The sequence below is a fragment of the Streptomyces griseoluteus genome (genome assembly GCF_004784465.1).
Taxonomy (GTDB): Bacteria; Actinomycetota; Actinomycetes; order Streptomycetales; family Streptomycetaceae; genus Streptomyces; species Streptomyces griseoluteus.
Window position 1 is genome coordinate 95138 of the sequence record NZ_SRRU01000006.1, and the last position, 25155, is coordinate 120292.

At 72.7% G+C, this 25155-nt stretch carries 21 protein-coding genes and 1 riboswitch; of the genes, 14 read left to right on the top strand and 7 right to left on the bottom strand.

Annotated features, from left to right (window positions below):
* Positions 1 to 19: 19 nt before the first annotated feature.
* Positions 20 to 712, bottom strand: a complete 693-nt coding sequence (locus E5082_RS17595) for a response regulator (protein WP_135792204.1) — start codon at positions 710 to 712, stop codon at positions 20 to 22.
* 177 nt (positions 713 to 889) lie between these two features.
* Here E5082_RS17595 and E5082_RS17600 point away from each other — a divergent pair, with 177 nt between their 5' ends.
* From E5082_RS17600 to E5082_RS17610, 3 genes are read left to right on the top strand one after another with little or no spacing between them, the layout of a single operon-like run.
* Positions 890 to 1705, top strand: a complete 816-nt coding sequence (locus tag E5082_RS17600) for an ABC transporter ATP-binding protein (protein WP_135792205.1) — start codon at positions 890 to 892, stop codon at positions 1703 to 1705.
* Positions 1695 to 2564: an ABC transporter permease gene (locus E5082_RS17605; RefSeq protein ID WP_135792206.1), complete on the top strand. Its 870-nt coding sequence runs from the start codon at positions 1695 to 1697 to the stop codon at positions 2562 to 2564. The genes E5082_RS17600 and E5082_RS17605 overlap by 11 nt, the downstream gene beginning before the upstream one ends.
* Positions 2565 to 2623: 59 nt before the next feature.
* Positions 2624 to 3673 carry an ABC transporter substrate-binding protein gene (locus E5082_RS17610; protein WP_135792207.1) on the top strand — a complete coding sequence of 350 codons (1050 nt, stop codon included), beginning with the start codon at positions 2624 to 2626 and terminating at the stop codon, positions 3671 to 3673.
* Positions 3674 to 3677: 4 nt separating this feature from the next.
* Here E5082_RS17610 and E5082_RS17615 read toward each other — a convergent pair whose 3' ends face one another.
* Positions 3678 to 5342: a sensor histidine kinase gene (locus E5082_RS17615; RefSeq protein WP_135792208.1), complete on the bottom strand. Its 1665-nt coding sequence runs from the start codon at positions 5340 to 5342 to the stop codon at positions 3678 to 3680.
* A 49-nt stretch (positions 5343 to 5391) separates the two neighbouring features.
* The gene (locus tag E5082_RS17620) at positions 5392 to 6333 is read right to left on the bottom strand and encodes a sucrase ferredoxin (protein ID WP_135792209.1); all 942 of its coding nucleotides are present in this window, start codon (positions 6331 to 6333) and stop codon (positions 5392 to 5394) included.
* A gap of 467 nt (positions 6334 to 6800) precedes the next feature.
* On the opposite strand from E5082_RS17620, the gene E5082_RS17630 reads away from it, so the two are divergent.
* The gene (locus E5082_RS17630; protein WP_135792210.1) at positions 6801 to 7868 is read left to right on the top strand and encodes a CobW family GTP-binding protein; all 1068 of its coding nucleotides are present in this window, start codon (positions 6801 to 6803) and stop codon (positions 7866 to 7868) included.
* A gap of 55 nt (positions 7869 to 7923) precedes the next feature.
* Here E5082_RS17630 and E5082_RS17635 read toward each other — a convergent pair whose 3' ends face one another.
* Entirely contained in the window at positions 7924 to 10377 is a 2454-nt protein-coding gene (locus E5082_RS17635; RefSeq protein ID WP_135792211.1) for a DNA gyrase/topoisomerase IV subunit A, read from the bottom strand.
* A 311-nt stretch (positions 10378 to 10688) separates the two neighbouring features.
* On the opposite strand from E5082_RS17635, the gene E5082_RS17640 reads away from it, so the two are divergent.
* From E5082_RS17640 to E5082_RS17655, 4 genes are all read left to right on the top strand, one after another.
* The gene (locus tag E5082_RS17640; RefSeq protein WP_135792212.1) at positions 10689 to 12083 is read left to right on the top strand and encodes a M16 family metallopeptidase; all 1395 of its coding nucleotides are present in this window, start codon (positions 10689 to 10691) and stop codon (positions 12081 to 12083) included.
* Positions 12080 to 13468, top strand: a complete 1389-nt coding sequence (locus E5082_RS17645) for a M16 family metallopeptidase (RefSeq protein ID WP_135792213.1) — start codon at positions 12080 to 12082, stop codon at positions 13466 to 13468. The genes E5082_RS17640 and E5082_RS17645 overlap by 4 nt, the downstream gene beginning before the upstream one ends.
* A 223-nt stretch (positions 13469 to 13691) precedes the next feature.
* Positions 13692 to 13844: riboswitch (cyclic di-AMP (ydaO/yuaA leader) on the top strand.
* A 12-nt stretch (positions 13845 to 13856) separates the two neighbouring features.
* Positions 13857 to 14600, top strand: coding sequence for a M23 family metallopeptidase (locus E5082_RS17650; protein ID WP_135792214.1), 744 nt, complete (start codon positions 13857 to 13859; stop codon positions 14598 to 14600).
* Between the two features lie 186 nt (positions 14601 to 14786).
* Positions 14787 to 15470 (top strand): GntR family transcriptional regulator, encoded by a 684-nt coding sequence (locus E5082_RS17655; protein WP_135792215.1) that lies wholly within the window; start codon positions 14787 to 14789, stop codon positions 15468 to 15470.
* A gap of 174 nt (positions 15471 to 15644) precedes the next feature.
* Here E5082_RS17655 and E5082_RS17660 read toward each other — a convergent pair whose 3' ends face one another.
* A complete protein-coding gene (locus E5082_RS17660) occupies positions 15645 to 15926 on the bottom strand; it encodes an HPr family phosphocarrier protein (RefSeq protein ID WP_030803123.1) in 282 nt (93 codons plus the stop codon).
* Positions 15927 to 16113: 187 nt separating this feature from the next.
* Here E5082_RS17660 and E5082_RS17670 point away from each other — a divergent pair, with 187 nt between their 5' ends.
* The 5 genes from E5082_RS17670 to E5082_RS17690 are packed head-to-tail and all read left to right on the top strand — an operon-like array spanning position 16114 to position 21798.
* A complete protein-coding gene (locus E5082_RS17670; RefSeq protein WP_190045294.1) occupies positions 16114 to 18915 on the top strand; it encodes a bifunctional acetate--CoA ligase family protein/GNAT family N-acetyltransferase in 2802 nt (933 codons plus the stop codon).
* An 11-nt stretch (positions 18916 to 18926) separates the two neighbouring features.
* On the top strand, positions 18927 to 19319 hold the full coding sequence (locus E5082_RS17675; protein WP_135792216.1) for a hypothetical protein: 393 nt from the start codon (positions 18927 to 18929) through the stop codon (positions 19317 to 19319).
* Position 19320: 1 nt separating this feature from the next.
* Positions 19321 to 19917: a DUF5998 family protein gene (locus E5082_RS17680; RefSeq protein ID WP_086693215.1), complete on the top strand. Its 597-nt coding sequence runs from the start codon at positions 19321 to 19323 to the stop codon at positions 19915 to 19917.
* Positions 19917 to 21107 (top strand): alkaline phosphatase family protein, encoded by a 1191-nt coding sequence (locus tag E5082_RS17685; protein WP_135792217.1) that lies wholly within the window; start codon positions 19917 to 19919, stop codon positions 21105 to 21107. The genes E5082_RS17680 and E5082_RS17685 overlap by 1 nt, the downstream gene beginning before the upstream one ends.
* 40 nt (positions 21108 to 21147) lie before the next feature.
* The gene (locus tag E5082_RS17690; protein ID WP_086693211.1) at positions 21148 to 21798 is read left to right on the top strand and encodes a thymidine kinase; all 651 of its coding nucleotides are present in this window, start codon (positions 21148 to 21150) and stop codon (positions 21796 to 21798) included.
* Position 21799: 1 nt separating this feature from the next.
* Here the strand turns inward: E5082_RS17690 and E5082_RS17695 are convergent, their stop codons facing one another.
* Positions 21800 to 22600 carry a VOC family protein gene (locus E5082_RS17695; RefSeq protein ID WP_135792218.1) on the bottom strand — a complete coding sequence of 267 codons (801 nt, stop codon included), beginning with the start codon at positions 22598 to 22600 and terminating at the stop codon, positions 21800 to 21802.
* 285 nt (positions 22601 to 22885) lie between these two features.
* Here E5082_RS17695 and E5082_RS17705 point away from each other — a divergent pair, with 285 nt between their 5' ends.
* Positions 22886 to 23728 (top strand): sulfurtransferase, encoded by an 843-nt coding sequence (locus tag E5082_RS17705; RefSeq protein WP_135792220.1) that lies wholly within the window; start codon positions 22886 to 22888, stop codon positions 23726 to 23728.
* A gap of 57 nt (positions 23729 to 23785) precedes the next feature.
* On the opposite strand, the gene sepH is transcribed toward E5082_RS17705, so the two are convergent.
* Positions 23786 to 24826, bottom strand: a complete 1041-nt coding sequence (gene sepH, locus E5082_RS17710) for a septation protein SepH (RefSeq protein ID WP_135792221.1) — start codon at positions 24824 to 24826, stop codon at positions 23786 to 23788.
* Positions 24827 to 25155 lie beyond the last annotated feature (329 nt).

The following is a 25155-nucleotide window of genomic DNA, read 5'->3' on the forward strand; positions in this document are numbered from 1 at the left end:
CTTGGGTGACGTCACCGCGTCACGGCGTCACCCAGGCGTACCGGTGCTCGGGCCGCCCGGTGTCCCCGTATCTGAGGGACAGCCGTAGGCGGCCCGCCTGCTCCAGGTGACGGAGATAGCGCTGGGCGGTGGAGCGGCTCAGCCCCGTGCGGGAGGCCACCTCGTGCGCCGACAGCGGCTGCTCCGCGCCGTGCAGGACACCGCAGATCAGGTCCGAGGTCGGCTCCGTGTGACCGCTCGGGAGCCCCGGGGCCGAGGGAGCCGGGGCCGTGCGCAGGGCGCCGAAGATGCGGTCGACCTGTTCCTGGCCGGTCACCCCGCGTCCGCCCACCCGGTCGACGGTGCGGCGCAGGGCGGCGTAGGAGTCGAGGCGGCCGCGCAGTGCGTTGAAGGTGAAGGGCTTGACCAGGTAGTGCAGGGCGCCGAGGCGCATCGCCTGCTGCACGGTCGTCACATCGCTGGCCGCCGTGATCATGATGACGTCGGTGCCGTGGCCGTGCTGGCGCATCAGGTGGACGAGTTCGAGGCCGGTGCGGTCCGGCAGATAGTGGTCGAGCAGCACCAGGTCGACGCCACCGCGTTCGACGGCGGCCAGCGCCTGGGCGGCACTGTGGGCGCGGGCGGCCACCCGGAAGCCGGGAACCTTGCCCACATACCTGGCGTTGATCTCGGCGACACGGAAATCGTCGTCCACGACCAGCACGTCAATCATCGGGCCTCTCCTTTAAGGCCGGCGAGCTTCAGGACCTGTCTTCCGGCCTCAAGCCCGTGTTTCAGCTCCGCAGTTGTAGCGTGAGCAAAACGAGCACAACAGGTTCTTGCGAGCAAAAGAAGGGGTTGCGCGCACAAGACTGCTGTCGGAACGGAGCCGCCCCTACCGTCCCGGTGCATGAGCGCAGACACCAGCCCCGCCATCGAGCTGAGGGGCGCGAGCAAGATCTTCAGAACCCCTTCCGGTGATCCGCACACCGCGGTGCGCGGCCTGGACCTCACCGTGGAGCGCGGCGAGTTCGTCGCCGTCGTCGGCCCGACCGGCTGTGGGAAGTCCACCACGCTGACGCTGGTCAGCGGGCTGGAGGAGCCCTCCGAGGGCGAGGTGCTGGTGGCCGGGCAGCCGGTCGGCGGCGTCGGCGACCGGGTCGGCTTCGTCTTCCAGCAGGACGCCACCTTCCCCTGGCGCACGGTGCTGTCCAACGTGATGGCCGGCCCCCGTTTCCGCGGCGTGCCCAAGGCGGAGGCGAAGCAGAAGGCCCGCGAGTGGCTGGCCCGGGTGGGGCTCGCCGCGTTCGAGGACCGGTACCCGCACCAGCTCTCCGGCGGCCAGCGCAAACGCGTCGCCCTCGCCGCGACCTTCGTCAACGACCCCGAGATCCTGCTGATGGACGAGCCGTTCTCCGCGCTCGACGTGCAGACGCGCGCCCTGATGTCGGACGAGCTGCTGGAACTGTGGGAGGGCACCGGCGCCTCCGTCGTCTTCGTCACCCACGACCTGGAGGAGTCGATCGCGCTGGCCGACAAGGTCGTCGTGATGACCGCCGGGCCCGCGACGGTCAAGCAGGTCTTCACCATCGACCTGCCCCGGCCGCGCAAGGTCGAGTCGATCCGGCTGGAGCCCAAGTTCATCGAGATCTACCGCGAGATCTGGGAGTCCCTCGGTGAAGAGGTCCGCATCACCCGTGAGCGAGGTGCCGCCGATGTCGCCTGAGACCGTGACCCCGCCGCTCGCCGACCCCGTCAAGCCGCAGGCCCCGGCCCCGTCACGTTCGCGGGCGCAGGCCGCCCGCAGGCGCCGGGTGATCGTGGTGGTGGCCCGCGTACTGCTGCTGGTCGGCGTGCTCGGCCTGTGGGAGGCGCTGTCCCGCGCCCAGGTCATCGACCCGTTCAACTTCTCGATGCCGTCGGAGATCTGGGACCAGATCACCTCCTGGGTGCTGCACGGCACGGCGCTCGGCTCCCTGGGCGAACAGATCTGGTACACGCTGTACGAAGCGCTGCTGGGCTGGGTCATCGGCGTCGTGGCCGGTGTCGTCCTCGGTATCGCGCTCGGCCGGGTCGCCTTCCTCGCCGACCTGTTCGGCCCCTACATCAAGGTGCTGAACTCCATCCCGAGGATCGTGCTCGCCCCGATCTTCCTGATCTGGTTCGGCCTCGGCCCGGCCTCCAAGGTCGCCTCGGCCGTGGTCCTCGTGTTCTTCCCGGTGTTCTTCAACGCCTTCCAGGGCGCACGGGAGGTCAACCGCGACCTGGTCGCCAACGCCCGCATCCTGGGCGCCACCGACCGGCAGGTCACGCTCCAGGTGGTCATCCCCTCGGCCACCTCCTGGATCTTCACCAGCCTGCACGTCAGCTTCGGCTTCGCGCTCATCGGCGCCATCGTGGGCGAGTACATCGGTGCCACCCGGGGCATCGGCCTGCTCGTCGCCCAGTCGCAGGGCACCCTCAACTCCGCCGGCGTCTACGCCGCGATGGTGATCCTCGCGGTCGTGGCGCTCCTCGCCGAGGGGCTGCTGACCTTCGCCGAGCGCCGCGTCTTCCGCTGGAAGTCCTCCAGCTCCGGGCACTGAACCGCCGTTCCGCGCGCCGAACTCCCCGTACCCGCACAGTCCCAAGGACGTGACTCGTCATGCGTAAGCGCACCAGAATCGCCTCGCTCACCACCGCCTGTCTGTTCTCCCTCGCCTCCCTCACCGCCTGCGCCAACGAGGTGGCCAGCCACGGCGGTTCCGGGGGCGGCGGCAAGGGCACCAAGGTCAAGATCATGGTCGGCGGCCTCGACAAGGTCATCTACATGCCCGCCATGCTGACCCAGCGGCTCGGCTACTTCGACGCCGAGGGTCTGAACGTGGAGCTGCTGACGGAGCCCGCCGGGGCCCAGGCGGAGACCGCGCTCGTCTCCGGCCAGGTCCAGGGCGCCGTCGGCTTCTACGACCACACCCTCGACCTCCAGGTGAAGGGCAAGTCGGTCGAGTCCGTCGTGCAGTTCTCGCACGCGCCGGGCGAGGTGGAGGTGGTGTCCGCGAAGAAGACCGGTGACATCCACTCGCCGGGTGACTTCAAGGGCCGCAAGCTCGGTGTCACCGGGCTCGGTTCGTCGACCGACTTCCTCACCAAGTACCTGGCGGTGAAGCACGGCGTCCAGGTGAACGAGTTCAGTCCGGTCGCGGTGGGAGCGGGGCCGACGTTCATCGCGGCTCTGCAGAAGGGCTCCATCGACGCGGGCATGACCACCGACCCGACCGTCGCCACGATCCTGGCCAAGAAGGCCGGGCGCGTGCTCATCGACATGCGCACCCCTGAGGGCTCGCAGGAGGCGCTCGGCGGGCCGTACCCCTCGTCGAGCCTGTACATGAACACGGACTGGGTCAACGATCACAAGGACACCGTCCAGAAGCTCGTCAACGCGTTCGTGAAGACGCTCAACTGGATGTCCACCCACAGTGCCGAGCAGATCGCGGCCAAGATGCCGTCCGACTACTCCCAGGGCGACGAGAAGCTCTACGCGGCCGCCATCAAGAGCACCCTGCCGATGTTCACCAAGGACGGCATCATGCCGGCGCGGGGACCGCAGACCGTCGAGAAGGTGCTCAAGGCGTTCAGTCCCAACATCAAGAACGCCGACGTCGACCTCGACAAGACGTACACCACCGAGTTCGCGGAGAAGGCCGCCAAGTAGCCGCTCAAAGGGCGCGGGGTGCCTGGTGCCCCCGCGCCTCCTCCGTGCCCGGGGGCACCGGGTCGCCCAGCGCGTCCGGCAGCACCACCGTGAACTCCGCGCCGCCGCCCGTCGCCGCGCCCACCGAGGCCGAGCCGCCCTGGCGTTCGGCCAGACGCCGTACCAGCGACAGGCCGATGCCGCGCTTGCCGTGCGCGGGCGGCTCCTTGGTGGACCAGCCCTCCGTGAACACCGACTCCCGCTGCGCCTCGGGCACGCCCGGACCGGTGTCCCGTACCCGGAGCACCACGGTGCGGCCCTCGGTGCGCAACTCGGCCTCCACGCGGGCGTGCGCAGTGCCCGCGACCGCGTCGAGCGCGTTGTCCACCAGGTTGCCCAGCACCGTGACCAGACCGCGCGGGTCGATGAGCCGGTCCGGCAGCCAAGTCTCCTCCGACAGCCTGAGCGCCACCCCGCGTTCGGCGGCGACGGTCGCCTTGCCCACCAGCAGCGCGGCCAGCAGCGGGTCCTCGATCCGTTCCGTGACCTGCTCGGCCGTCGCCCGGTGCTCACCGACCAGCTCGCCGATGAACTCCGCCGCGTCGTCGTACATCTCCAGCTCCAGCAGCCCGAGCAGGGTGTGCATGCGGTTGGCGTGCTCGTGGTCCTGGGCGCGCAGGGCGTCGATCAGACCGTGCGTGGAGTCGAGTTCGCGGCCGAGGCGCTCCAGTTCCGTGCGGTCGCGCAGGGTGGCCACCGCGCCGCCGTCCTCGGTGGGCATCCGGTTGGCGACCAGGACGCGCCGGCCGCGCACGGTGAGCAGATCGGTGCCGGTCACCCGGCCGGCCAGCACGTCCGTCGTGCGTCCCGCGCCGAGCGCCTCGTCCGGCGAGCGTCCGACCGCCTCGTCGCCGATGCCGAGCAACCGCCCTGCCTCGTCGTTGAGCAGCCGTATCCGGCCGCTGCGGTCGAGTGCGACCACGCCCTCCCGGATGCCGTGCAGCATCGCCTCGCGTTCCGCGAGCAGCGCCGAGATGTCGGAGAAAGCCAGGTCACGGGTCTGCCGGTGCACCCGGCGGGAGATCAGCCAGGCGGCGAGCGCGCCCACCGCCAGCGCGCCCCCGGCGTACGCCAGCAGGCCGGGGATGGCGCCGAGCAGCCCGGCGCGCACGCTGTCGTACGCGATGCCCACCGAGACCGCGCCGACGATCCGGTGCCCGGTGTCGTACAGCGGTACCTTGCCGCGCGCGGAGCGGCCCAGGGTGCCCCGGTCGATCTCCATCACCTGGCGTCCGGCCAGGGCGCGGCTGGGGTCGGTGGAGACGCGGCGGCCGATCTCCCTGGTGGTCGGGTGGGACCAACGCGTCCCCCGCGCGTCCATCACCACGATGTACTCGGCGTGCGTGGCCCGTCTGATCCGCTCGGCCTCCCGCTGCACCGGCCCGTCGGGGCTGGGCCTGGTGTGCAGGACACCCTCGGCGATCGCCGGGTCCTGTGCGGTGGTCTGCGCGATGACCAGCGCCCGGCGCATCGCCTCCTGGTCCAGCTGTCCGCTGAGCGGCGCCAGGAAGAGCCCGGTCGCCAGGACCGCGACCCCGGCCGCGATCGTCACCTGGGTGAGCAGCACCTGGGCGAACGCCCGCCGGGGCAGACCGAGGCGGGGACGGCGGGCCGGGGGAGTGGGAGACATGCGGAGACGGTACGCGGGATCGCGCACGCCTCCCAGGGCGGGCGCGTTGTCAGCCCGCCAGGGCCGCCGTACGCAGCGCCTCGATACCGACGACGTCCATCCGCGCGGGGGCGCCCAGGACGTCCACCCCGCAGCTCTCCGGGCGCGGCGGCAGCGCGGCGGTCCGGGCCACGGTCACCCGCCAGCCCCGGCCGTCCGTGTGGCCGACGGTGACTTCCCAGCGGGGCGCATCGCCCTCGGTGCGGACGACGTGCAGCGCGTCCGCCGTGTACTCGGCCGTCGCCGCCCGTACGGCCAGTTCGGCGGCCTGGCCGGGTCGGTCCCAGGCGGAGCGGCCGCGGCAGTCCTCCAGCAGCACCTGCCCGTCCTGGGCGCGGTGCAGGGCCTCCTTGACCGTGTGCGCCTCGGCACGGGCGTAGGCGTAGCCGTACGGCAGCACGAGCACGGTGGGGGCGAAGCGATGACCACCCAGATGAGTGACCTCCCAGACGCCGGGCACGTCGGAGGCGGTCAGTTCGGCGGCCAGCGGACGGCCCAGCAGGGCGCAGCACCGGTCGCGCTTGCCGTTGGTGCACACCAGCGCGAGCGGGTCACCGGTCTGTGGGCGCCCGCCGAGCACCGACGCGAAGGAGCGGGGGTCGCCCGCGCCCAGGGCGGCGAAGTCCAGGCCGAGGAGGTGGCGCGGGTCGCGGGTGGTGGTGCCGTACAGCCACACGTTTCCCGGGACTGTGTGGGCCACATAGACCTGCCGCACGGGCGGTGTACCGGGGTCGGCGTGCCGGCCGGGGCGTCTGATCAGCGCCACCCGTACGCCGGTGTCCTTGGCGGCGGCCTCCAGGGCGCGGCCCAGCGCGGGGTCCAGATGGCTCGCGGTCAGCGCTTTCGCGCCCCAGGGGCCCGGCTGTTCCAGCAGCAGCCACGTCGTCGCCGTGGCCGCCGTACCGGAAACGGGCTCGTCGAGGTTCCGGGAGACGGTCGCACACCTACTCACACAGGTGAGCCTAACCTGACTTGCAGGTGAATACGACTCACTGTCGGGCAAGGGTCGCGGGGGGTCGCGGGCCGGCGTACTGGCCGCCCGGGCGCGTGCGCAGCGGGCGTCCGCCGTACTCCTCCGGGGCGTGCGCGATCACGGTGCCCGCGGTGCCCTGGTCGGGCACTTCGAGCAGCAGCCGGTGGACCAGCGGCCGGCCGCACCGTGCAGCGGGTCCTCCGGGGCGCCCGGCCCGGCCGAGACCGCCGCGTACGCGTGCGCGCGGGCCGAGGCGGCGACCCCGCTGCCCGCCACGTCGGACCCGAGGCGCCCGTGCCCGCCAGTGTCTGAGGCCCCCTCGCTGAGGCCATCCGTCGTGCCGCCGCAGGCCGCCGCACCCTTCGTATCCTGGTCGGACAGTCCGTCCTCCGGGCGCCCCACGCCGGTGCGGCGCCCGGCGAGAAGCGTGGGAAGGGTGCCACCCGTTGGCGAACAGCCGTAGTGCGCAGATTCCGGTCGTCGTGCTCGCCGGGTTCCTGGGGTCCGGGAAGACGACGTTGCTCAACCACCTGCTGCACCGCAGTGGAGGCAGCCGGATCGGGGCCGTCGTCAATGACTTCGGGTCGATCGAGATCGACGCGATGGCCGTCGCCGGGGCGCTCGGGGACTCCACCGTGTCGCTCGGCAACGGCTGCCTGTGCTGCGCGGTCGACGCGAGCGAGCTGGACACCTACCTGGCCCGGCTCGCCGCCCCCGCCGCCGGGATCGACGTGATCGTCATCGAGGCCAGCGGGCTCGCCGAGCCGCAGGAGCTGGTGCGGATGGTGCTGGCCAGCGAGCAGCCGGAGATCATGTACGGCGGGCTCGTCGAGGTGGTGGACGCCGCCGAGTTCGACGACACCCGCGCCCGGCACCCCGAGGTCGACCGGCACCTCGCCCTCGCCGACCTCGTCGTGGTCAACAAGCTCGACCGGGCACCCGACGCCGACCGCGTCCTCGGCCTGGTCCGCGAACTCACCGAGGGCGCCGTACTCCCCGCCACCTACGGCCGGATCGACCCGGAGTTCCTCTTCGACTGCCGCCCCAGCGAGGAGCGCGTAGGCCAGCTCTCCTTCGACGACCTGCACAGCCACGACGGCCACGAGCAAGACGGCGAACCCGACGCCCACCCCGCCCACCTGCACTCCGCCTACGACACCCTGTCCTTCACCTCGGACACCCCCATGGACCCCCGCGCCCTGATGCGCTTCCTGGACAGCCGCCCGGAGGGCCTGTACCGGATCAAGGGATACGTCGACTTCGGCGCCCACGACCCCGCCAACCGCTACGCCGTACACGCCGTCGGCCGCTTCCTGCGGTTCCTGCCCGAGCCCTGGCCGCCCGGCGCGGACCGCCTCACCCAGGTCGTCCTGATCGGCGCCGGCATCGACGCCGACGCCCTCGGCAAGGAGCTGGACGCCTCCCGAGGCGCCGCCGACGAGACCGACGAGCAGGCCATGTGGGGCGTGCTCCGCTACGTGCCGGGCTCCGAGGACGAGCCCGGCACACCGTGAAGCCGGCACACCGCGGCGCCCGGCACCGCAGCGCCGGGCTCACCCCGAGCCCCGGCTAGACCACCGGCCCGGCCACCACCGACACGGTCTTCGCCAGCGACGTCCCCGACCCGTCGCGGCGCGGGTCCGGCTCCGGCAGCTCCACCGGCAGCCCGTTCTTCTGCGCCGCCCGCGCCGGGGCGGGACCCGCCCAGGCCAGCGCGAGGCAGTCCTCGCCCTTGAGGAAGCGCTGGCAGCGCACACCGCCGGTCGCCCGGCCCTTGCGCGGGAACTGGTCGAACGGGGTCAGCTTGGCCGTCGTCTGCACCGAGTCGTCCAGCGTGCCCCGCGAGCCCGCCACCGTGAACACCACCGCGTCGACGGCCGGGTCGACCGCCGTGAACGAGATCACCTTCGCGCCCTCGGTGAGCTTGATGCCCGCCACACCGCCCGCCGGACGGCCCTGCTGGCGCACCTGGGCCGCCTGATAGCGCAGAAGTTGCGCGTCGTCGGAGATGAACACCAGGTCCTCCTCGCCGGTGCGCAGCTCCACCGCGCCGACGATCCGGTCGCCCTCCCGGAGGGTGATGACCTCCAACTCGTCCTTGTTGGACGGATAGTCGGGCAACACCCGCTTCACGACGCCCTGTTCGGTGCCGATCGCGAGGCCCGGCGAGGTCTCGTCCAGCGTGGTCAGGCAGACCACGGTCTCGTCGCCCTCCAGGGGCACGAACTCGGCCAGCGGCGCCCCTCCGGAGAGGTTCGGCGCGCTCGCGGTGTCCGGCAACTGGGGCAGGTCGACCACGTTGATCCGCAGCAGGCGCCCGCTCGACGTCACCGCCCCGATCTCACCCCGCGCGGTCGCCGGCACCGAGGAGACGATCACATCGTGCTTGGCCCGGCCGCCCTCCTGCGGAACCGGATCGGCGCCGGTCGTACGGGCCAGCAGCGCGGTCGAGGACAGCAGTACCCGGCACGGGTCGTCGGCCACCTGGAGCGGCACCGTGGCCACCTGGGAGGCCGCCGACTCCAGCAGGACCGTACGCCGGTCGGAGCCGAACTTCTTGGCCACGGCAGCCAGTTCCCCCGAGACCAGCTTGCGCAGCTCCGCGTCCGACTCCAGGATGCGGGTCAGCTCCTCGATCTCCTGGTTGAGCCGGTCCTTCTCCGCCTCCAGCTCGATCCGGTCGTACTTGGTGAGGCGGCGCAGCGGCGTGTCGAGGATGTACTGGGTCTGGATGTCGCTCAGGCCGTAGCGCTCCATCAGGCGCTCCTTGGCCTGCGCGGAGTTCTCGCTGGACCGGATGACCCGGATGACCTCGTCGATGTCGACGAGCGCGGTCAGCAGGCCCTCGACCAGGTGCAGCCGGTCGCGGCGCTTGGTGCGGCGGAACTCGCTGCGCCGGCGCACGACCTCGAAGCGGTGGTCGAGATAGACCTCCAGCAGCTCCTTGAGGCCCAGCGTGAGCGGCTGGCCGTCCACCAGCGCCACATTGTTGATGCCGAAGGACTCCTCCATGGGGGTCAGCTTGTAGAGCTGCTCCAGGATCGCCTCCGGCACGAAGCCGTTCTTGATCTCGATGACCAGGCGCAGGCCGTGCTCGCGGTCGGTGAGATCCTTGACGTCCGCGATGCCCTGGACCTTCTTCGCGTTGACCAGGTCCTTGATCTTCGCGATGACCTTCTCCGGGCCGACCGCGAAGGGCAGCTCGGTGACGACCAGGCCCTTGCGGCGGGCGGTCACCGCCTCGATGGCGACCGTCGCCCGCATCTTGAAGGAACCGCGGCCGTTCGCGTACGCGTCCCGGATGCCGTCCAGGCCGACGATCCGGCCGCCGGTGGGCAGGTCGGGGCCGGGGACGTGGCGCATCAGGGCGTCCAGGTCCGCGTTCGGGTGCTTGATCAGGTGGCGGGCGGCCGCGATGACCTCGCGCAGGTTGTGCGGCGGCATGTTCGTCGCCATGCCGACCGCGATGCCGGAGGAGCCGTTGACCAGCAGGTTCGGGAAGGCGGCGGGGAGAGCGACCGGCTCCTGCTCCTGGCCGTCGTAGTTCGGCGCGAAGTCGACCGTGTCCTCGTCGATCGACTCCGTCATCAGGCTCGCCGCGGCGGCCATCCGGCACTCGGTGTACCGCATGGCGGCCGGCGGGTCGTCGTTGCCCAGGGAGCCGAAGTTGCCGTGTCCGTCGACCAGCGGGACGCGCATCGAGAAGGGCTGCGCCATGCGCACCAGCGCGTCGTAGATCGACGCGTCGCCGTGCGGGTGCAGCTTGCCCATGACCTCGCCGACCACGCGCGCGCACTTCACGTAGGCGCGCTCGGGGCGCAGGCCCATCTCGTTCATCTGGTAGACGATGCGGCGGTGCACCGGCTTCAGACCGTCACGGGCGTCCGGCAGAGCACGGGAGTAGATGACCGAGTACGCGTATTCCAGGTAGGAGCCGCGCATCTCGTCCACGACGTCGATGTCGAGGATCTTCTCCTCGTACGAGTCGTCGGGCGGCGGGGTCTTGGTGCTGCGGCGGGCCATCGCTGCCGGCTCCTTGCTGAAGGCGTGGGACGGATCGGACGCGGACCATTGTGGACCGGGGCACTGACAACGCGGGCCGCGACCCGGTCCGCACGGGTCCGCCCCCGGTGCTCGGCGGCCCGGCGCTCCACCGCCGTACGCCGGCCGGGAGCGCGCTCGCCATGAGCACGCCTGACGCAGGCTAGTCGATCCGCTGTGGGCGTACGTCGGGCGGGAACTCCGCCGGGCCCCCGCACGCTTTGCATACAGTGGCAGGAACGGCAGGAAAACCGCGGTTTTACTCGACCGCGACCGCTTGCGAAGGGACGTACATGCCCATGGGTCACACGACCACAGCCCAGGCAGGCTCCGGGGGCCTGACAGCGACCGAGCACCGCCTGGCCAACGGTCTGCGCGTGGTGCTCTCCGAGGACCACCTGACCCCGGTCGCGGCGGTCTGCCTCTGGTACGACGTCGGCTCCCGCCACGAGGTCGCGGGCCGCACGGGCCTGGCGCACCTCTTCGAGCACCTGATGTTCCAGGGTTCCGGCCAGGTCAAGGGCAACGGCCACTTCGAGCTGGTCCAGGGCGCCGGCGGCTCGCTCAACGGCACGACGAGCTTCGAACGCACCAACTACTTCGAGACGATGCCCGCCCACCAGCTCGAACTCGCCCTGTGGCTGGAGGCCGACCGGATGGGCTCCTTGCTGGCCGCGCTGGACGACGAGTCGATGGAGAACCAGCGCGACGTCGTCAAGAACGAGCGCCGTCAGCGGTACGACAACGTCCCCTACGGCACCGCCTTCGAGAAGCTGACCGCCATGGTCTACCCCGAGGGCCACCCCTACCACCACACGCCGATCGGCTCCATGGCCGACCTGGACGCGGCCACGCTGGAGGACGCCCGCGCGTTCTTCCGCACCTATTACGCGCCCAACAACGCGGTGATCTCCGTGGTCGGCGACATCGACCCCGAGCAGACGCTGGCCTGGATCGAGAAGTACTTCGGCTCCATCCCCGGCCACGACGGCAAGCCCGCCCCGCGTGACGGCTCGCTGCCCGAGGTCATCGGGGACGAGCTGCGCGAGGTCGTCGTCGAGGAGGTCCCGGCGCGCGCCCTGATGGCCGCCTACCGGCTCCCGGAGGACGGCACGCGCGCGTCCGACGCGGCCGACCTCGCCCTCACCGTCCTCGGTGGCGGCGAGTCCTCGCGCCTCTACAACCGGCTGGTGCGCCGCGACCGTACGGCCGTGGCCGCCGGGTTCGGGCTGCTCCGGCTGGCCGGCGCGCCCTCGCTGGGCTGGCTGGACGTGAAGACCTCCGGCGACGTCGAGGTCCCGGTCATCGAGGCCGCGATCGACGAGGAGCTGGCCCGCTTCGCCGAGGAGGGCCCGACCCCGGAGGAGATGGAGCGCGCCCAGGCCCAGTTGGAGCGCGAGTGGCTGGACCGGCTCGGCACCGTCGCGGGCCGCGCCGACGAACTGTGCCGGTACACCGTCCTGTTCGGCGACCCTCAGCTTGCCCTGACGGCCGTGCAGCGTGTCCTCGAGGTGACCCCGGAGGAGGTCCGCGAGGTCGCCAAGGCCCGCCTGCGCCCGGACAACCGCGCCGTGCTCGTCTACGAGCCGAAGTCCCCGGAGGCGGTCGAGGACATCGACCTGCCCGACGACCCGGAGCGCGAGGCCACCGTAGAGGCCCGCAACGACGACGAGGAGACGGCCAAGTGACCGAGCTCGCCCCCATGGAGTTCCACCCCCAGCCGCAGGCCGGCGAGGCCAAGCCGTGGGCGTTCCCGGCCCCCGAGCGCTCCACGCTGGACAACGGCCTGACCGTGCTGCGCTGCCACCGCCCCGGCCAGCAGGTCGTCGCCGTGGAGGTGCTCCTCGACGCCCCCCTGGACGCCGAGCCGGCCGGCCTCGACGGTGTCGCCACGATCATGGCCCGCGCCTTCTCCGAGGGCACCGACAAGGACTCCGCCGAGGAGTTCGCCGCCGAGCTGGAGCGGGCCGGCGCCACGCTGGACGCGCATGCCGACCACCCCGGCGTCCGGCTCAGCCTGGAGGTGCCCGCCTCCCGCCTGGAGAAGGGCCTCACCCTGCTCGCGGACGCCCTGCGTGCTCCCGCCTTCGCGGAGAGCGAGGTCGAGCGCCTGGTCCGCAACCGCCTGGACGAGATCCCGCACGAGCTGGCCAGCCCGGCCCGCCGCGCGGCGAAGGAACTGTCCAAGGAGCTGTTCCCGGCCGCCGTGCGCATGTCCCGGCCGCGCCAGGGCACCGAGGAGACCGTCGAGAAGATCGACGCGGACGCCGTCCGCGCCTTCTACGACCGCCACGTCCGCCCTGCCACCGCCACCGCGGTGGTCGTCGGCGACCTCGACGGCATCGACCTCGACGCGCTGCTCGGCGACACCCTGGGCGCCTGGTCCGGCACGCCCGGCCAGGCCCGGCCGGTGCCGCCGGTGACCGGCGACGACACCGGCCGCGTGGTCATCGTGGACCGGCCCGGCGCCGTGCAGACGCAGCTCCTCATCGGCCGCATCGGCTCCGACCGGCACGACCGCGTGTGGCCCGCCCAGGTGCTCGGCACCTACTGCCTCGGCGGCACCCTGACCTCCCGCCTGGACCGGGTCCTGCGCGAGGAGAAGGGCTACACCTACGGGGTGCGCGCCTTCGGCCAGGTACTGCGCTCCGCCCCGGACGGCACCGGCGCCTCGCTGCTCGCCATCAGCGGCTCCGTGGACACCCCGAACACCGGCCCGGCGCTCGCGGACCTGTGGACGGTGCTGCACACGCTGGCCGCCGAGGGCCTGACCGACGCCGAGCGGGACGTGGCCGTGCAGAACCTCGTCGGCGTGGCCCCGCTGAAGTACGAGACGGCCGCCGCCGTCGCCGGCACCCTCGCGGACCAGGTCGAGCAGCACCTCCCCGACGACTTCCAGGCGGAGCTGTACCGCACGCTCGCGGCCACCGGCACCGTGGAGGCCACGGCCGCCGTGGTGAACGCCTTCCCGGCCGACCGGCTGGTCACGGTCCTGGTCGGCGACGCCGCCCAGATCAAGGAGCCCGTCGAGGCGCTCGGCATCGGCGAGGTCAAGGTGGTCTCGGCAGAGTAGCCGCACCCGAGTGGGTCCTGACGGCGCACAAGTCGTCAGGGCCCACACCTGTGTTCGGGAGCGCCTTCGAACAACGGTCACCAAATGTCCGGATTGGGGCGGAGGTTACCCCTCTGGCGTGTGGGATGCACTACAAAAGCCCGGACGCGTTTGAAGATCCGCTCCCGTCCCCTTTAGCTTCTTCCGGGCTGTTCGTCAGGCAGTGCGCCGCACCCGCGGCACCGGACAGCCATCGCCGAGTCCCCCGCAGGGGGAGCCGGGGACCCACGCAGTCCCTGGGGTGAATCGGGCGCCCGCGCGCGAGCGAGGGCGGCCGTAGGAGACCTTCCTGCTCCGAACCCGTCAGCTAACCCGGTAGGCGAGAGGGAAGGAAAGGAACAGCCTGCTCATGGCGTTCATGTGCGCCACCGGGAAGCACCGCAAGCCCGGCCGGGTCAAGCGCACCACCGCAACGGCGGCCGGTGTGGCGGCTCTCACCACCGGTGTCGTCGGCACCCTCGCGGCCTCCCCGGCGCTCGCCGCGGACAACTCCGTCGAGAACACCGGCCTCACCCCCGTCATCGCCGTCAGCGACACCCTCGCCGACGAGATCGCCGCGCAGGCCACCGCCCAGAAGGCGACCGCCGAGCGCAAGGCCGCCGAGGAGGCCGCCGAGCGCGCCGCCGCCGAGCGGGCCCGCGAGGCCAAGGAGCGCGCCGCCCGCAAGGCCGAGCGCGAGCGCCTCAACTCCTTCGTCATGCCGATCACCGGCTCCTACGTCTCCACCGCCTACCAGTCCTCCAGCTCCCTGTGGTCCTCCGGTTCGCACACCGGTATCGACTTCCACGCCGCCAGCGGCACCGCGGTCCACGCGGCCGGCGCCGGCACCGTGGTCTCCACCGGCTGGGGCGGCGCGTACGGCAACGAGATCGTGATCAGGATGGCCGACGGGATGTACACCCAGTACGGCCACCTGTCGTCCATCGACGTCAGCGTGGGCCAGCGCGTCGTACCGGGCCAGCAGATCGCCCTGTCCGGCGCCACCGGCAACGTCACCGGGCCGCATCTGCACTTCGAGGCCCGTACCGGCCCCGACTACGGGTCCGACGTCGACCCCGTCGCCTACCTCCGCAAGCACGGCGTGAACGTCTGACCCTCCGCTTCCGTGAAAGCCCCGGCCCACCCGGCCGGGGCTTTTCGCTGCGCGCTTTCCTCCGGGCGCTGTCCAAAAAATAGCCATGGATTCCGGTAGGCCATCGGAAATCCTCGCGCATTGCCATAGAGTCACGGGACAAGCGCTGTCGTCGGCGTTTCACGGGCATTAAGGCGGAGGTGGGTCATGCGTATTCCGGCGCACTCGGTGTGCACGGCGATCCGGGACGACATCGTCGCCGGAATCCACGAGCGCGGCGGCCGGCTCACCGAGGAGGTCCTCGCCCGCCGCTACGGCGTCTCCCGCGTCCCCGTCCGCGAGGCGCTGCGCACGCTGGAGGCGGAGGGCTTCGTGGTGACCCGGCGCCACGCGGGCGCCTGCGTGGCCGAGCCCACCGAGCAGGAGGCCGCCGACCTGCTGGAGATGCGCCTGCTGCTGGAGCCGCTCGGCGCCGCGCGGGCCGCCCAGCGGCGCACCGAGGCCCATCTGAAGGTGCTCCGTGGCCTGGTCAGACTGGGTCAGGAGCGGGCCAGGCTCGGCAACAGCGACGACCTGCGCGCGCTGGACGGCTGGTTCCACGAGACGCTCGCCCAGGCATGCGGCAGCCACGCGCTGACCTCGGCGCTCACTCAGCTCCGGCACAAGATCGCATGGATGTACAGCGTGGATGGTCCGGTCAGCCCGCCGGAGACCTGGGCCGAGCACGGCGCGATCGTGGACGCGGTGGCGCGCGGCGACAGCGACCGCGCGCGGGCGGTCACGGCGCTGCACACCGAGCGCGCGGCCCTCGCCCACCGGCTGCGCACCCCCGCCGGCGACCGCGCCCGGCACACGCAACATCCTGTAAACACAGCGGGACTCCGGAATTAACACGGGCGCTGTATACAAAGAGGGATATTCGCGTGCCGGGCATTTGTGCTGCCCATTTCCGGCGTGCCGTCAATTGCTGACGGCGCGCTATTGGGCGCACCTGAATTCGGCGTACGGAAACACAGAAGCCGCGCCACCCCCGAAGGGGCGACGCGGCTTCCGCCGGGAATGGGGTCAGACCGTCTCGGGCAGTTCGTCCAGGCCCTCGGCAACCAGCTTGGCCAGCCGGTCCAGCGCGGCGTCCGCGCCGTCGGCGTCGGAGGCGAGGACGATCTCCTCGCCACCCTGGGCGCCCAGGCCCAGGACGGCCAGCATCGAGCCCGCGTTGACCGGGGTGCCGCCGGACTTGGCGATCGTGACCGGGACGCCTGTGGCCGTGGCGGCTCGGACGAAGATGGAAGCGGGGCGGGCGTGGAGGCCCTCGGCCCAGCCGACGTTGACGCGGCGCTCAGCCATGTGATGCTGCCCTTCAGTCTCTCAGGTTGTCTAGACCAGTTTCCCATACGGGGAACCGTGCGCGGAGCGGCACTTCACCGCTCCGGAACCTCTCCGTACCGGCCGTCGGACCGCGGCCTCGGCCCGACTTCCGTGTCCCACACACTGCCTCGCGCCGTACGCCCGCGCGAGCCGTACGCTGGGGCCCATGCAGACCCCGGCGGACCGGCAGGACCGGCACGAGTACCCCGCCCACTGGGAGGCGGACGTGGTGCTGCGCGACGGCGGTACCGCGCGCATCCGGCCCATCACCGCGGACGACGCCGACCGTCTCGTCAGCTTCTACGAGCAGGTGTCCGACGAGTCGAAGTACTACCGCTTCTTCGCGCCGTACCCGCGGCTCTCCGCCAAGGACGTGCACCGCTTCACGCACCACGACTTCGTGGACCGGGTGGGGCTCGCCGCCACCGTCGGCGGCGAGTTCATCGCCACCGTACGCTACGACCGGATCGGCGCCGACGGCATGGCCGCCTCCGCCCCGGCCGACGAGGCCGAGGTCGCCTTCCTGGTGCAGGACGCCCATCAGGGCCGGGGTGTCGCCTCCGCGCTGCTGGAGCACATCGCGGCCGTCGCGCGCGAGCGCGGCATCCGGCGCTTCGCCGCCGAGGTGCTGCCGGCCAACACCAAGATGATCAAGGTGTTCACCGACGCCGGATACACCCAGAAGCGCAGCTTCGAGGACGGCGTGGTCCGGCTGGAGTTCGGGCTCGAACCCACCGACCGCTCGATGGCCGTGCAGCTCGCGCGGGAGCAGCGCGCCGAGGCCCACTCGGTGCGCAGGCTGCTCGCGCCCGGCTCCGTGGCCGTCATCGGAGTCGGCCGCGCGTCCGGCGGAGTCGGGCGCAGCGTGCTCGGCAACATCCGGGACGCGGGGTACGCGGGCCCGCTGTACGCCGTCAACAACGCCTTCCCGGACGGCTGTCACGAGGTCGACGGGGTGCCCGCGTACCGCTCGGTCCGGGAGATCGAGGGCCCGGTGGACGTGGCCGTGGTCGCCGTACCGGCCGACGTGGTGCCCGCGGTGGTCACCGAGTGCGGTGAACACGGGGTGCAGGGGCTCGTCGTGCTGTCCGCCGGGTACGCCGAGAGCGGACCCGAGGGGCGGGAGCGGCAGCGGGCGCTGGTCCGGCAGGCGCGGGCCTACGGCATGCGGATCATCGGCCCCAACGCCTTCGGCGTCATCAACACCGTCGAGGAGGTACGGCTCAACGCCTCCCTCGCCCCCGAGATGCCCCGGCCGGGCCGGATCGGGATGTTCGCCCAGTCCGGCGCCATCGGCATAGCCCTCCTCTCCCGGCTGCACCGCCGCGGGGGAGGGGTCACCGGGGTCACGGGCGTCTCCACCTTCGTCTCCTCGGGCAACCGCGCCGACGTCTCCGGCAACGACCTCCTCCAGTACTGGTTCGACGACCCCGACACCGATGTCGTCCTCATGTACCTGGAGTCCATCGGCAACCCCCGCAAGTTCACCCGGCTCGCCCGGCGCACCGCCGCAGCCAAGCCGCTCGTCGTGGTGCAGGGCGCGGGCTCCGCCCCGCCGGGGCACGCCGTACGGGCCACCCGGCTCCCGCACGCCACCGTGTCCGCGCTGCTGCGGCAGGCCGGGGTCATCCGGGTCGACACCATCACCGAACTGGTCGACGCCGGACTGCTGCTGGCCCGCCAGCCGCTGCCCGCCGGGCCGCGCGTCACCATTCTCGGCAACTCCGAGTCCCTCGGCGTCCTCACCTACGACCGCTGTCTCGCGGAGGGGCTGCGGCCGTCCCGCCCCCTGGACCTGACCACCGGCGCCACCGCCGCCGACTTCCACCGGACGCTGGCCCACGCCCTCGCGCACGACACCTGCGACGCCGTCGTGGTCACCGCCATCCCCGCCATCGGGGAGGGCTCGCCGGACGACGCCGAGCTGGCGGAGGCGCTGCGCTCGGCGGCCGCCGCGGTGCCGGGCAAGCCGGTGCTGGTCGTGCACGTCGAGCTGGGCGGGCTGGCCGAGGCGCTGTCCGCCGCCGCCAGCACCGCCCCGAAGACGGGCGCGCCCGTGCTGCCGCCCGTACCGCTGCCGGACGGCGCCGCCGGGGAGGACGGCCCCCGGCTGATCCCGGCCTACCCCGCCGCCGAACGGGCGGTGCGCGCGCTGGCCGAGGCCGTCCGGTACGGACAGTGGCGCCGGGAGGCCGCCGATCCCGGCAAGGTGCCGGAGTACGAGGACATCGACGAGCGCAAGGCCGCCGAGATCATCGCCGGGCTGCTGGAACGCGGCGAGGGCTTCGCCGTCGGCCCGGAGGACACCCGCGAGCTGCTCGCCACCTACGGCATCCACGTCCGGCCCGCGCTGCCCGCGCCCACCCCGGACGCCGCCGCGTCCGCCGCCCGCTGTCTCGGCTACCCGGTCGTCCTCAAGGCCACCGCGCCCCACCTGCGGCACCGCGCCGACCTTGGCGGGGTCCGGCTCGACCTTGCGGACGAGGAGCAACTGCGGCGCGCGTACGGCGAGTTGACCGAGCTGTTCGGGCCGCCGGAGCAACTGCGGCCGGTGGTGCAGGCCATGGCACCCCGAGGTGTGGACACCGTCGTACGGGCGGTCATCGACCCGGCGGCCGGTGCCGTGCTGTCCTTCGGGCTGGCCGGGGCCGCGTCCCAGCTCCTGGACGACATGGCCCACCGGCTCGTCCCCGTCACCGACCGGGACGCCACCTCCCTGATCCGCTCCATCCGCACCGCCCCCCTCCTCTTCGGCTGGCGCGGCTCAACCCCCGTCGACACCCCCGCCCTGGAGGAACTCCTCCTCAGGGTCTCCCGCCTGGTGGACGACCACCCGGAGGTAGTGGCCATCACCCTGGAACCCGTGGTCGTGGCCCAGGACGGCATCACTGTCCTGGACGCCACCATCCGCCTGGCCCCCCCACCGGCCCGCACCGACCTGGGTCCCCGCACCCTGCCGACGTACTGAGGGGGAGCCCGATGCGGATCGCCGGCCGGGCGCTGCCCGACGGGAGCTGGTGGGACTGGGAGGTGCTCGGCTGGGACGCCGGGCGGTTCCGGCTCGCCGCCGGGTACGACCTCACCCACCATCACGGCCTGGAGGTGCACTTCCTCTCCCCGGCCCTGGTCTCCTGCCCGTTCGCCTTCCAGGACCCCGTCTTCCGGCCGCCCACGGCCGAGGAGCGGGCCCGGCTGGCGCGGTCGCTCGGCGAGGAGCCGCCGCTGATCGTGGCCTTCGAGGCCGACGGCGGCGGCGGCGAACCGGTCTCCTGCCTCATCGCCGCCGAGGGCGTCGAGATACGGCCGGGACTGGTCCGGCGGGAGGTGCCGGGTCGTCCCGACTGGCCCGGAGTGCACCTGGTCACGGATTAGGATGGACGCCATGGCCAAGACCAGTACGACGACCCAGGGGCTTCGCACGGCGATCGAGCGCAGCGGCTACTACCCGGCCCTCGTGGCCGAGGCGGTGGAGGCCGCTGTCGGCGGCGAGGCAGTTCGGTCGTACCTGGTCCACCAGGAGACCACGTTCGACCAGAACGAGGTCCGCCGGCATGTCACCGTCCTCGTCCTGACCGCCAACCGCTTCATCGTCAGCCACACCGACGAGCAGGCCGCCGACGGCACTTCCCCGACCCCGTACGCCACCACGTCCACCGAGTCCGTGAAGATCGGCCGGATCTCCTCCGTCGTGGTCAGCCGGGTCGTCGCCAACCCCGAGCAGTACACGCCGGGCACCCTGCCCCGCGAGGTCGTCCTCACCATCGGCTGGGGCGCGGTCAGCCGCCTCGACCTGGAGCCCGCCGCGTGCGGCGACCCGAACTGCGAGGCCGACCACGGCTACACCGGCAGCTCCACCGCCGACGACCTCAGCCTGCGGGTGAGCGAGGCCGGGGACGGCCCGGAGACCGTGCGCCAGGCGCTCGCCTTCGCGCAGTCCATCTCCGAGGCGACCGCGGACGTCACCCGCTGATGTCCCAGCCCTCTCCCTGGGACGCCCTGGAACCCCTCGCCCTGTCCTCCGCCCCGCTGCCCGAGTACGGCCACGGCTCCCTCGCCGACCTGCTGCCCACCCTCGCCGCCGGCCTGGGCGTCCCCGGCATGACCCCCGCCATCACCGAGCTGACCCCCGCCGACCGGGTCTGCGTCTTCCTCGTCGACGGCCTCGGCTGGGAGCAGCTGCGCGCCCACCCCGACGAGGCGCCGTTCCTTAACTCCCTGCTCGGCAGTTCGCGCGGCGGCACCGGCCGCCCCCTCACCGCCGGTTACCCGGCGACCACCGCGACCTCGCTGGGCTCCGTCGGCACCGGTCTGCCGCCCGGCGCGCACGGCCTGCCCGGCTACACCGTGCGCGACCCGGACACCGGCGGGCTGATGAACCAGCTCCGTTGGCAGCCCTGGACCCCGCCGCACGCCTGGCAGCCGTACCCGACCGTGTTCGAGCTGGCCGACCGCGCCGGGGTGCACGCCGCCCAGGTGTCCTCGCCGCACTTCCAGAACACCCCGCTCACCAAGGTCGCGCTCAGCGGCGGCACCTTCGTCGGCAGCCTCGCCGGCGAGGAGCGCATGGACCTCGCGGCCCAGCAGCTCGCCGCCGGTGACCGCTCCCTGGTCTACACGTACTACGCCGAACTCGACGGCGCCGGCCACCGCTACGGCATCGGCTCCGACACCTGGCGCGGCCAGCTCATGTACGTCGACCGGCTCGCCCAGCGCCTGGCCGAGCAGCTCCCCCCGCGCAGCGCGCTCTACGTCACCGCCGACCACGGCATGGTCGACATCCCCTTCGACGAGGAGCACCGCATCGACTTCGACGAGGACTGGGAGCTGCGCGCCGGTGTCTCCCTCCTCGGCGGCGAGGGCCGCGCCCGGCACGTGTACGCGGTGCCCGGCGCGGCGAACGACGTGCTGACCTGCTGGCGAGAGGTCCTCGGCGACCGCTTCTGGATCGCCTCCCGCGACGAGGCCGTGCAGGCCGGCTGGTTCGGGCCGCACGTCGACGAGCGCGTGTACCCGAGGATCGGTGACGTGGTCGCCGCCGCCTACGACGACGTGCTGATCACCGCCTCCGAGCGCGAGCCCAAGGAGTCGCTGATGGTCGGCAACCACGGCTCGATGACCCCCGCCGAGCAGCTCGTCCCCCTCCTCGAAGTCCGTTCCTGAACTTTCCACCCTCCTCTCGCCGAAAGGTGCTCAACCCCTCATGTCCGAGCTGGTGTTCTTCTCCGGAACGATGGACTGCGGGAAGTCGACCCTGGCTCTGCAGATCGAGCACAACCGCTCGGCGCGAGGACTCCAGGGCCTGATCTTCACGCGGGACGACCGCGCCGGCGAGGGCAAGCTGTCCTCCCGCCTCGGCCTGGTCACGGACGCGGTCGAGGCGATGCCGGGCATGGACCTGTACGGCCATGTCGTCGCCCTGATGTCGCGCGGCGGCAAGGTCGACTACGTGATCGTGGACGAGGCCCAGTTCCTCGGCCCCGAGCAGATCGACCAGCTCGCCCGCGTGGTGGACGACCTGGACCTCGACGTCTTCGCCTTCGGTATCACCACCGACTTCCGCACCAAGCTCTTCCCCGGCTCCCAGCGCCTGATCGAGCTCGCGGACCGGATAGAGACGCTCCAGGTCGAGGCGATGTGCTGGTGCGGCGCCCGCGCCACGCACAACGCCCGTACGGTCGGCGGCGAGATGGTGGTGGAGGGCGAGCAGGTGGTGGTCGGCGACGTCAATCGCCCCGCCACTGCCGTCGGCTACGAGGTCCTGTGCCGCCGCCACCACCGCCGCCGGATGACCGCCTCCTCCACCCAGGCCGGCGCCCTCTCCCCGGACGTCCTGCCGGTGACCTCCGCCTGATCTACCCGCGCGGCCTGGGCACCGTCCCCACCCTGCGCGCCACGCCGAACCGGGCCCCCTGCGGGTCCGCCACCGTGGCGACTCTGCCGTACGGGCCGTCGTGCGCCGGTTCCAGCAGCCGGCCGCCGAGGTCCAGCACCTGGCGGACCGTGGCATCGGTGTCCGCCACCTCGAAGTGCGGCAGCCAGTGCGCGCCCAGGGCGCGGGGGAGACCGTGCCCCATCCCGCGCAGGGCCACCACCGGACGGCCCCCGCTGCGCAGGGTGATGTGGTCCGGGGCCGACGGCGGTTCGGCCTCGTAGCCGAACACCCGCGCGTAGAACGTCGTCACGCGCACCGCCGACACCGTCCGCAGCTCGGTCCACGCGGGCAGGCCCGGTCCGCGGGCGCCCTTGGGGGCGGGGTGGGCCCAGGCGGTGCAGAAGCCGAAGACCGCGCCGGAGGGGTCGGCGGCGATGGCGACCCGGCCGCTCTCACCCGCGTCCAGCGGGCCGACCGCCACCGTGCCCCCCGACAGCCGCACCCGCTCGGCGGTGAGGTCCACGTCGTCCGAGGCGAGATAGGGCGTCCAGGCGGCCGAAAGCCCCGCGTCCGCGGGGAGTTGGTGGATGACGGCCACCTCCCGGCCGCCCACCGACGCCCGCACCGGGCGGCCGGGCGGGCCGGCCCGGAACTCCCAGCCGAACACGGCCCCGTAGAACTCCTCGGCGGCGTCCGCCGCCCGCGTCATCAGGCTCACCCAGCACGGCGTGCCGGGCGCGTGCGGCGCTCGTGGGCCGGCCGACTCCGGTGCCTCGGTCATCGCTCACTCTCTCTCCGGTCCCTCATGGGGGCCGCGTCGCATCCGCTCCCCGCGGGCCGGGCCGGTAGCCCGCGCCCGCGTGCCCGGGCCGCCCCCGGTACGGGGTGGCACGCGGACCGGCGGAAGGTCCGGTCGGCCGCCGTCCGCCCTCCGGGCGATGACCGGCGAGCGCCGCCGAACGCACACTGTGTGCCCGATACCGTACGCCGTGTGACCGGGGCTGTCCGGCCGAGCAGAGTAGTGGCAGCCGGGCGTGGCGGCCACCCCGTGCGCGAGGATGGCGTTATGACAGTCATCATCACCGCCGCCGAACTGGCCCGGGACCTGGCCGGACCGACCCCGCCGACGCTGCTGGACGTGCGCTGGCAACTGAGCGCGCCGGACGCCCCCGCCTTCGACGCCCGCGCCGCCTACGAGGCCGGCCACCTGCCCGGCGCGGTCTTCGTCGACCTGGACCGGGAGCTGGCCGCGCCCCCCGGCCCGCGCGGCCGCCATCCCCTGCCGGACCTCGCGGTGTTCGGCGCCGCGATGCGCCGCGCGGGCGTCTGTGCCGGCACCCCGGTCGTCGTGTACGACGGCGGCCAGGGCTGGGCGGCCGCCCGCGCCTGGTGGCTGCTACGGGCGACGGGTCACCCGAACGTGAGGGTGCTCGACGGCGGGTTGACGGCATGGGAGGGCCCGCGGTCCACGGAGGTACCGGCCCCGGCCCAGGGCGACTTCGAGCCCCTGCCGGAGCCGGCCGGAGTCCTCGACGCGGACGGCGCGGCCCGACTCGCGGGCTCCGGCGTGCTGCTCGACGCCCGCGCGGGGGAGCGGTACCGGGGCGAGGTGGAGCCCATCGACCGGGTCGGCGGCCACATTCCGGGCGCGTTGTCGGCCCCGACCACGGAGAACGTCGGCCCCGACGGCCACTTCCTCCCCGCCGCCGACCTCCGCGACCGCTTCAAGGCCCTCGGCGTCTCCGGCGACGCCCCGGTCGGCGTCTACTGCGGCTCCGGCGTCTCCGCCGCCCACGAGGCGCTGGCCCTGGCGATCGCGGGCATCCCGGCCGCCCTGTACGTGGGCTCGTGGTCGGAGTGGTCCAACGACCCGTCCCGCCCGGTCGCGGTGGGGCCGGACCCGCGCTGAGAAAGCGTGAGGGGTGGAGCGCACCCACGCTCCACCCCTACGGTCCTGCTACTCCTGCTATTCCTGCTTCTTGCGCCGGGTGCCGAACACGATCTCGTCCCAGCTCGGTACGGCGGCCCGGCGGCCGGGGCGCACCCCGTCGGCCTCGGCCTGACGGTCCGTCGCGCCGGTCAGCCGGTCGCGGTGGCTGGAGACGGCACGGGGCATCAGTACGTCCGCGTAGGCGGAACCGGCCGACGCGGCGGACGCCGGAGGCTCCTCCTCCATGACCTCCTCGGCCGGCTCCTCCGGAGGCTCCGGCGGCCGCTCGGGCACCACCAGGTCACCCCGGAAGCTCGGCACGGCCTCCAACAGGCTGGTCAGGGAGTCGCGTTCACCCGTGGACTCCTCGACGGGCTCGGACGGCTGCGCGGGCAGACTGAGCCGCTCGCGGTCGCCCCGGTCCAGCGCGCGGTCCATGCCGCGGTCACGCGGCAGCCGTGCGATACGCGGGACGAACGGGAAGCTGGGCTCCGGCACCGCGAGGTCGTCGGACTCGCCGATCAGCGAGCGCGCCTCGTCGTCGACGGCCTGGACGAGCCGCCGGGGCGGGTCGTACGTCCAGCTCGCCGAGTGCGGTTCGCCCGCGACCAGGTAGACGAGCAGGACCTCCCACGTGCCGTCGTCGCGGCGCCAGGAGTCCCACTGGACGGTGTCCTTCTCCGCGCCCCGCAGCAACAGCCGCTCCTGCACGGCCTCGCCGAGCAGCGGGCCGGAGTTCTCGCCGGGGCGGCGGACGGGGGTCTTGCGGGCGCGCTCGGCCATGAAGGCGCGCTCGGCGAGCACCGGCCCCTCGAAGCGGCGGACCCGGTCGACGGGGATGCCGGCGAGCTGGGCGACCTCTTCCGCGGTGGCACCGGCTCGTATCCGCGCCTGGATGTCACGGGGGCGGAGGTGGCTCTCCACCTCGATCTCGATCTGGCCGAGGCGGGGGCGGTCACCGCGCACGGCGGCGCGCAGCCGCTCGTCGATCGGAAGGGTGTACTCCGTCGCGTCGGCAGCCTTGAGCACCAGCCGTGTGCCGTCATTCGAGACGGCCACGACACGCAGTTCGGGCATGGGGACCTCCCGGATGGTGCCTGCCGACGTCACGTGCGTCGCTGCTTCCGCTAGTCGAGTGTGGCCTGCCCGAGCGCAACCTGCCACAACCTTGCCGAGTTGCCCGGCGTGTCGGGCGCGAGCCGGGCACCGCCGTTATGGCACGGTTACCTGTTCGCAACGCTGAGTGACGAACTTCATCACCCTGTGCAACTTTCCCCCTCCTGGCGGCCCTGCGGGGCTCCGGACATCCCGATGGGACACCGGTGCCCAGGGCTCGCAACAGTACTCCATTCGGGCCATGCGCGTCGTTCGGCGCGCCCGTCAACTTCTTCCGGGGGGTGCGACTT

What these genes read in the sequence shown, in the direction of transcription:
- E5082_RS17595 (WP_135792204.1), bottom strand. Translation starts at nt 712, where the DNA reads ATGATTGACGTGCTGGTCGTGGACGACGATTTCCGTGTCGCCGAGATC.
- E5082_RS17600 (WP_135792205.1), top strand. Translation starts at nt 890, where the DNA reads ATGAGCGCAGACACCAGCCCCGCCATCGAGCTGAGGGGCGCGAGCAAG.
- E5082_RS17605 (WP_135792206.1), top strand. Translation starts at nt 1,695, where the DNA reads ATGTCGCCTGAGACCGTGACCCCGCCGCTCGCCGACCCCGTCAAGCCG.
- E5082_RS17610 (WP_135792207.1), top strand. Translation starts at nt 2,624, where the DNA reads ATGCGTAAGCGCACCAGAATCGCCTCGCTCACCACCGCCTGTCTGTTC.
- E5082_RS17615 (WP_135792208.1), bottom strand. Translation starts at nt 5,342, where the DNA reads ATGTCTCCCACTCCCCCGGCCCGCCGTCCCCGCCTCGGTCTGCCCCGG.
- E5082_RS17635 (WP_135792211.1), bottom strand. Translation starts at nt 10,377, where the DNA reads ATGGCCCGCCGCAGCACCAAGACCCCGCCGCCCGACGACTCGTACGAG.
- E5082_RS17640 (WP_135792212.1), top strand. Translation starts at nt 10,689, where the DNA reads ATGCCCATGGGTCACACGACCACAGCCCAGGCAGGCTCCGGGGGCCTG.
- E5082_RS17650 (WP_135792214.1), top strand. Translation starts at nt 13,857, where the DNA reads ATGGCGTTCATGTGCGCCACCGGGAAGCACCGCAAGCCCGGCCGGGTC.
- E5082_RS17655 (WP_135792215.1), top strand. Translation starts at nt 14,787, where the DNA reads ATGCGTATTCCGGCGCACTCGGTGTGCACGGCGATCCGGGACGACATC.
- E5082_RS17660 (WP_030803123.1), bottom strand. Translation starts at nt 15,926, where the DNA reads ATGGCTGAGCGCCGCGTCAACGTCGGCTGGGCCGAGGGCCTCCACGCC.
- E5082_RS17670 (WP_190045294.1), top strand. Translation starts at nt 16,114, where the DNA reads ATGCAGACCCCGGCGGACCGGCAGGACCGGCACGAGTACCCCGCCCAC.
- E5082_RS17675 (WP_135792216.1), top strand. Translation starts at nt 18,927, where the DNA reads ATGCGGATCGCCGGCCGGGCGCTGCCCGACGGGAGCTGGTGGGACTGG.
- E5082_RS17680 (WP_086693215.1), top strand. Translation starts at nt 19,321, where the DNA reads ATGGACGCCATGGCCAAGACCAGTACGACGACCCAGGGGCTTCGCACG.
- E5082_RS17685 (WP_135792217.1), top strand. Translation starts at nt 19,917, where the DNA reads ATGTCCCAGCCCTCTCCCTGGGACGCCCTGGAACCCCTCGCCCTGTCC.
- E5082_RS17690 (WP_086693211.1), top strand. Translation starts at nt 21,148, where the DNA reads ATGTCCGAGCTGGTGTTCTTCTCCGGAACGATGGACTGCGGGAAGTCG.
- E5082_RS17695 (WP_135792218.1), bottom strand. Translation starts at nt 22,600, where the DNA reads ATGACCGAGGCACCGGAGTCGGCCGGCCCACGAGCGCCGCACGCGCCC.
- E5082_RS17705 (WP_135792220.1), top strand. Translation starts at nt 22,886, where the DNA reads ATGACAGTCATCATCACCGCCGCCGAACTGGCCCGGGACCTGGCCGGA.
- sepH (WP_135792221.1), bottom strand. Translation starts at nt 24,826, where the DNA reads ATGCCCGAACTGCGTGTCGTGGCCGTCTCGAATGACGGCACACGGCTG.